We start from the raw sequence: 7,020 nt of genomic DNA, 5'->3' as shown, positions 1-7,020 counted from the left end.
TAGCGCGACACGGCCAACCACCAACCAGCCCAGCAAAAGGCCCAAGGCACCCGCCAACAGCCGTGCAGTCAAGCAACGACGTGTGTAAATCTTGGGATGCATAATGGGAAAGTAATCAGTAGTCAGTAGTCAGTAGTCAGTAGTCAGTAGCGGCAGGCAAAGACAATGCGAAGATCAGGTAGAGATTTCAAGAAAAAGAATTTCCGAATCGAACCCGCGAAGCGGGTGGCCAGAGTGTAGCCCAGGGTGGAGGCGTAGCCGCAACCCTGGGTATCGGTGCAGTGAATTACAAGCCCACGAAGTGGGCGACAGACAATGGTCTGCCGCCCGTTTCACGGGCTTATAACTTACGCCATCGCTACCCAGGGCTAACGCCCTGGGCTTTATGCTGCCGCTCGCCTTCGCGGGCTTGCTGCGGAAAAGCATTTTCTTGAAATCTATAGTTTAACGTTAAGAGCTACTGACAACCGACCACCGACTACTTAATCTGCATGGTCACCGTGTTGGCGGTTTTGCCGTCCACGGTCAGCACGATGTTTACCAGTCCGCGCCCAATGAGGCTGCGGGGGATGCGTGCGTTGACTTGATCCAGCCCGGCCAAATCGCCCGCTGGCCCGGCAAAATTGATTTCAGCGGGGGCCTCGCCGATCCGCGCTTGTACAGCATTCAAACTGCTGCGCAAACGAATCCCGGTGCCGAACAACAACACAAAGACGCGGTCTGTTTCCGGCCCCAAATCAACTGGAATTGGCACGTAGACGTTTTGGGCCGTATCGAAGCGCGAGATCAATTCAAAGCTTTGCGAATTATCGGCCTTGATGCGCAAGAGCACGGCGGCGGCCACGCCGCTGCCATTGGCGTTCGCGGTGAACAAGCCGGGCGCGACAGTGGCGACAGTCAGCGTGCCGACCGAGATAGTGCCATCACCGCTGGTTACTGTCACGGTCGCCAGCCCATTTTGCGTGCCCGCCGGCACTAAATAATTGACTTGCCCAGGCGAAACAAAAAAGAGCGCCGCATCACGTTCGAGACCGGCGCTATCACGGACTTTGACATAAGTGCCCGCCAGCGCCGTCGGCAACGGCAAACTGGTGGCGCTCTCGGCGCGCGTTGCCAGATTCGCGCCGAAGGCCGCGATCATCGAATCGCTCGCGACCTCGGCGCCCAAATAACTGGCGGCTGAAAGGTTCGTCACCAGTGGCCGCGCGCCGGGTTTGAGCAACCGTATGCGGTGATTGCCCGTGTCGGTAAACAAAACCTCGCCGTTGCTCAACGCCACGAGATTGGCCGTCAGTTGAATGTCATTGTTCGAGGTGCCAATGGGGGGAAAGTTCAGCCGCGCTTGCGCGCCCGGCCCATCATCGCCCGAAAAGCCCGCCGTGCCATTGCCCGCCAACACGCGCGTCGTCCCCAATTGCTGGGCGGGCGCAAGCAATTCCAACACCTGGTGCGTCCCGGCATTGGTGATCAGGATGCGGCCCGTGTTATCCACGGCCAGGTCGCGGGGCGTGCGGATATTCTTTGTCTCATCGGCGATCACGGCGAACGTCGTGGCCCCGGCATCCTGGCGCAGGATGCGATTGTTGCGCGTGTCCGCGATCAACAAACGGCCCGTGCCATCCAGGGCGATGCCCGTCGGACGGTTGAGCGTGGCGGCCTGTCCATCGCCATAGGCCGTGCGCACGACGCCTTCGCTGGCGTCAATGCGGCGAATGCGATTATTGGCCTGATCGGTCAGCAAAAGAGTGCCCGCGCTGTCCAGCGCCAGATCGGTCATAAAAATGGCCACGCGGTTGGCCGTCAACCCATCCCCAAGAATTTGCGGATTGGCGGGCGGACGCACCCCCGCCAAATCTTTGACTTGCCCCGGCGGCACGATCACCCGCGCATCGCCGCCGTTCGGGAAAAAGGTCACTGCCTGACTCGAGGTATTGAGGAAGCGCAAGACGCCGCTGCGCCGCCCGGAAACCGAATTCGGCGGAATTTTGATCAACGCGCCCGCCTGCGAATCCACGATAAACACGCCTTTGTCGGTCGCCAGCAAGCCTTGCGGCGAACTGAAAGTGGCATTCGTGATGCGGTCGTCCAATTGCGGTTCGCCTGCGCCATTGTTGAGCGTCACGATTTGGCCCGGTTGCACGGTCACGGCTGCCGGTGAAGCAATGAAGAGCGTCACCGGTTGCGTGCCGCGATTGACGAAGCGCAAACGATTGGTGCGCGTGTCGGCGATATACAGATTGCCCTGCGGATCAACCGTCACCCCCGCCGGTTCGCTCAATTCGGCGCTCGTCGCCAACAACCCGTCATAGGGCGCTTCGAGGCCGCTGCCGGCGATGGTGTTGATTTGCAGCGGGTTGATCGTCGTGCCCAGAATCTGCGCGCCCGCGCCGCTCAAATTGATAAAGCGCACGCGCCCAAAGCGGTAATCCGGCAAAAAGATGCCGCGATTTTCCGCCGCGAAAACCAACGTTTCGTTGGCCGCGCTATCCGGCAAATTCAATGCGGCATCGGTCGCCCGCCGGCCATCCCCACAGGTCGGATTGGCATTCGGGTCGCAAGCCAGCAGCGAACTGTTGCCAGCGACCAGCGTGCGCGTCCCAGTCGGAGCAATGCCGATGATTTGTTGCGCATTCCCCAGCGCCGCATAAATGTTGCCGTTCGGCGCGGCGGTCACGCCGGTCGGGAATTCCAAGCCCCCCGCCACTGTGCTGATCGTGTTAGTGCCACTGACCCGCCGCACCGCGCCATCGGGATTGCTCGAACGCGGGTTGCCTCCTTCGGCAATCAGCAAGGTATTACCGGCGTCAAAGGCCAGGCCGCGCGGATTGACCAGGCGGGCCTGGCGCGCCGGGCCGCCATCACCATTGCCCGTCGGCGGCGCGCCGCCACCCGCAATAGGCGTAATCTCGCCCGCGTTATCAATACGGTACACCGCTGATCCGGCAATGAAAAAGACCTCGCGCGAAAGCGGGTGGATGACCACACCACGCAAATCGGCAAACTCCGGCGCGGCCAATGTCCCAATCGTGCCCGGCGCAAAGCTGCGTCCGCCCAGCAGGTAATTTTGCGCGCCGACATTCACCACCCGAATCGCATTGAACGCGGGCAACGCCAACAGCAAAGCATTGCCGGTGGGGTCTGCCGCGAGGCCCGTCACTTTGGCCAAATCGGCATCGCGCGCGGGCGTGCCGTCTTCGATGCGCACCCCACCACCCGCAATCAGATTGATGTTGCCCGGCAAGACCGTCGTCCCGGCGAGCGTGACCGGTGTGGGCGAAGTGTTGACGAAGCGCAACAGGCTGGTGCCATCCACATCGTCCACCACATAAAAGCCGCGCCCGGGCGGATCGAAAACGAGCGCGTGCGGCAATTCCATTGGGGCCTGGCGCGCCTGTGCATTCGCACTCAAGCCGCCACCCGCCACCGTCGAGATAATCACCGGCGGCGCTTGCGCCTCTTGCGCGTGCAGGCGCGGCAATAAGTTGTTGGTCAGGGCGGCGCTGAGCGCAACCCATAGAATGACGCTTCCCCCTAAAAAACGATTTGTATAACGGTAAAACATAACGTCCCAAACTCCTTCTGACAGAACATCAATCAAGCGAACGGGGGATGACTGTATGAGGGGCCTTGCGCGGGATCACGAGGCGAGATAGCGCGACGAATAAAAAAGCAGGTAACAAAGAAATCGCTGAAAGCAGCGGCGGGCTTTGCCAATGAGCACAGTTGACCGTCTTTCAGCAGGCGCGTCATTACACCACTGTGGCTGCGAACAAGTCAACGAAGTTGTTTGGCGCGGCTGGCTATCCAGCGTTAGCGCTAGCGTATCAACGGATGCGCCGCGCCATTGATTCCACGCGCCGCCCAATAGGCCAGCACCTCTTCGGCCACCTCCGCCCAGCCGCGCGCGCCGCCATGCGCCGCCAGCACCTCGCGCTGCCACGTTCGCGCCAAGGCCGCACTGAGTCGTTGCGCCAAACCTGCGGCATGCGCTTCCGCTTCCGGCACCAATAGTCCGAAACGCTCATCCAGCACCAATTCGCCAATGCCGCCCACATCGCTCGCCACCACCGGCGCACCGCAAGCCAGCGCTTCAATCACTACGTTCGGGCAACCTTCGCGTTCGCTGGCGAGACAAAAAACATCCGCCGCCGCATACCAAGCGGGCAATTCGCCTTGCGGTTGCGCGCCTTTCAGAAAGACGTGCTGTTGCAACCCCAGCGCCGCAATTTGCGCTGTCAACGCCGCGCGTTCCGGCCCTTCGCCGATGATGTAAAGCCGCGCGGGCGGCTCCGTTTGCACAACCAACTGCATTGCGCCAATCAGCCGGTCAATGCCTTTGAGCGGCACCAGCGCGCTGACCGTCACCAGGATTTTGTCCGCTGTGTTTAAGTCGAGTTGCTGCCGCGCCGCCGCCTGCTCGCGCCAATGAAACACGTGAGGGTCAATGCCATTGCGAATCACGGCAATCTTGTCGGCCTCGATGCCCAACTCAACCATACGCTCTTTCAATGCCATACTCACCGCGATGATGCCGTGCGCGCGTTCGAGCGTGCGTTGAATCAGCGGGCGAATGTGCGGCAGCCGCGCAAACAAATTGATGTCCGTCCCGCGCGCGGTCACGCAGACTGGCACACCCAGTGCCGCGCCCAGCCGCACCGCCGCATCGCCATCGGGATAGACATAATGCGCGTCAATCAAATCGAAGTGCTGTTCCGCGTACAACTCGCGCACCACGGCTTCAGCACCGTGCGCCATCCAACGCCCATACCAGCGCATCCCGACTTTGGGCGGATTGAAAAAACGCGGATGAAAGGTCGCCAGTCCCGCGATTGTTTCCTGCTCCGCAATGGCCGCCATCTGCCGCCACTGTGCGGGCACAAAATCAAACGCCAACTGCTTTGGGAAATACGGTACCGGCGCGACGACGCGCAAGTTATCCACACCTGGCTGCCGCGCCAGCGCCAGCGCGCGATGTTTGACGAAGACGCCCAGATTCGGCTTTTCGCTGTTGGGCCAGAGGGTGGTGAAGGTGAGAACGTTCATCTGCGTGATTGCGGATTGCGGATTGCGGATTGCGGATTCAAGGCGAAGTTCAATCCGCAATCCGCAATCCACAATCCACAATCGTTTTCTGCCATAGCCGGAACATCAGGATCGTCCAAAGCGGGCGCGCAAAATCGCGTTGCTTCGCCTGATGCTGTTGCCAGAGGCGTCTGACGTGTGCCGGTTCGAGCAAACTGTCTTGCCGCGAAGCGTCGAACAACAAGCTTTCGGCCAACGGGCGCAAATCGCCACGCAGCCATTCGGCCACGGGCAGCACAAAACCTTGCTTGCGCCGCGTCAAAATCTCCTGCGGCAAAATCCGGCTGACCGCGCGTTTGAAGATGTATTTGCCCGCGCCGTTTTTCAGCTTCAGGCTCGACGGCATGCGCGCCGCCAGTTCCAGCACGCGATGATCGAGCAGCGGGCAGCGCACTTCCAGCGAGACCGCCATGCTCGCGCGATCCACTTTGACCAGGATGTCGTCGGTCAGATAGGTCTTGATGTCCACGTACTGCGCGCGCGATAGCGGGTCGTCCGTGTTCGCGCGCTGGTAATGTTCGAGGAACACATCGAAGGGATTGTAGCCATTCAACTCACGCCGCAGCTCGCCGCCCAGCAATGCCGCGCGCTCATTCGCCATCGCGCCATAGACCGACGTGAAATAGCCCGCCGCCGGATCGAGCGACAGATTTTTCAGCGTCGCTTTCGCCCGCAACGGCTGCGGCAACCAGTCGGCTTTGGGATAAACCGCCGCCAGCGCGCCGAACAACGGACGGCGCAAGCCGGCGGGCGCAAAGGCCCGCACGCGATTTTCAGCCGCGTCAAACGCATAGCGCCGATACCCGGCGAAGCTCTCGTCGCCGCCATCGCCCGACAACGCCACGGTCACGAATTCGCGTGCCGCCTGCGCCACATAAAACGTCGGCACCGCCGAAGCGTCGGCAAAGGGTTCGTCGTAATGCCAGGCCAGTTTTTCGATCACTTCGACCGCGCGCGGATTGACGATGCGTTCGTGATGATCGCACTGCAAGCTCTCGGCAAAGGCGCGCGCCGCGGCGGCCTCGCTGTATTTCTCTTCGCTGAAACCAATCGAAGCCGTCACCACAGGCCGCCCCGTCAATTCGCTCATCAGCTTGACGACGGCGGAGGAATCCACGCCGCCCGACAGAAAGGCGCCCAACGGCACTTCGCTCATCAGGCGCACGTCCACGGCTTCGCGCAAGGTGTCGAGCAGCGCGCCACACCATTCCTCTTCGCTGCGCATTTCGGGCTGGCTGAAATCAATGTCCCAGTACTGTTGCGCGCGCAAACCGCGCGGCGTCACGACCAGATAATGCCCGGCGCGCAGCTTGCGGATGTCTTTGAAAATCGTCTTCGGCGCGGGCACGTATTGATAAGTGAAGTAATCGCTCACCGCCTGCTCGTTCAGCACCTGCGGCACCAGCGGATGTTGCAGCAGACATTTCAATTCGGAACCGAACGCGCAGACGCCTTTGACATCGGCGTAATAGAGCGGCTTCTTGCCGACGCGGTCGCGCGCCACGAGCAGCGTGTGGTTGCGCGCATCCCAAATGGCAAAGGCGAACATCCCACGCAGCATCGCCACGCACTCTTCGCCGAACTCTTCGTACAGATGCACGATGGTCTCGGTGTCCGAATGCGTGCGCAACGTGTGGCCGCGCGCTTCGACAATCTTCGCCAGTTCTTTGTAGTTGTAGATTTCGCCGTTAAAGACAATCGCCACCGTGCCGTCTTCGTTAAAGATCGGCTGATGGCCGCCCGCGACGTCAATGATCGAAAGACGCCGATGGCCGAGGCCGACTTTGCCCGTGACATAAAAGCCATCGTCATCCGGCCCGCGATGCGCGATCACATCGGTCATGCGGCGCAGCACGGGTTCATTGACGGGTTGTTCGGTGGCGTAGTTGTAGATGCCAGTGATGCCGCACATAAAGAATCTGACGCGCAGCGTCTTTG

At 60.9% G+C, this 7,020-nt stretch carries 3 protein-coding genes; all 3 read right to left on the bottom strand.

Annotated elements, in window-relative coordinates:
- Nucleotides 1-478: 478 nt before the first annotated feature.
- The 3 genes from HY011_05845 to HY011_05835 all read right to left on the bottom strand — a co-directional run bounded on the left by HY011_05845 (nt 479) and on the right by HY011_05835 (nt 6,994).
- Nucleotides 479-3,562: a hypothetical protein gene (locus HY011_05845; protein MBI3422442.1), complete on the bottom strand. Its 3,084-nt coding sequence runs from the start codon at nt 3,560-3,562 to the stop codon at nt 479-481.
- Nucleotides 3,563-3,816: 254 nt separating this feature from the next.
- The gene (locus HY011_05840; protein MBI3422441.1) at nt 3,817-5,043 is read right to left on the bottom strand and encodes a glycosyltransferase family 4 protein; all 1,227 of its coding nucleotides are present in this window, start codon (nt 5,041-5,043) and stop codon (nt 3,817-3,819) included.
- 49 nt (nt 5,044-5,092) lie between these two features.
- Nucleotides 5,093-6,994 (bottom strand): amidotransferase 1, exosortase A system-associated, encoded by a 1,902-nt coding sequence (locus HY011_05835; GenBank protein MBI3422440.1) that lies wholly within the window; start codon nt 6,992-6,994, stop codon nt 5,093-5,095.
- Nucleotides 6,995-7,020: the final 26 nt, after the last annotated feature.

The sequence above is a fragment of the Acidobacteriota bacterium genome (assembly GCA_016196035.1).
Lineage (GTDB): Bacteria > Acidobacteriota > Blastocatellia > RBC074 > RBC074 > JACPYM01.
Note: the sequence above shows the minus strand (reverse complement) of the source record. Positions and strands in the feature narration are given on the sequence as shown.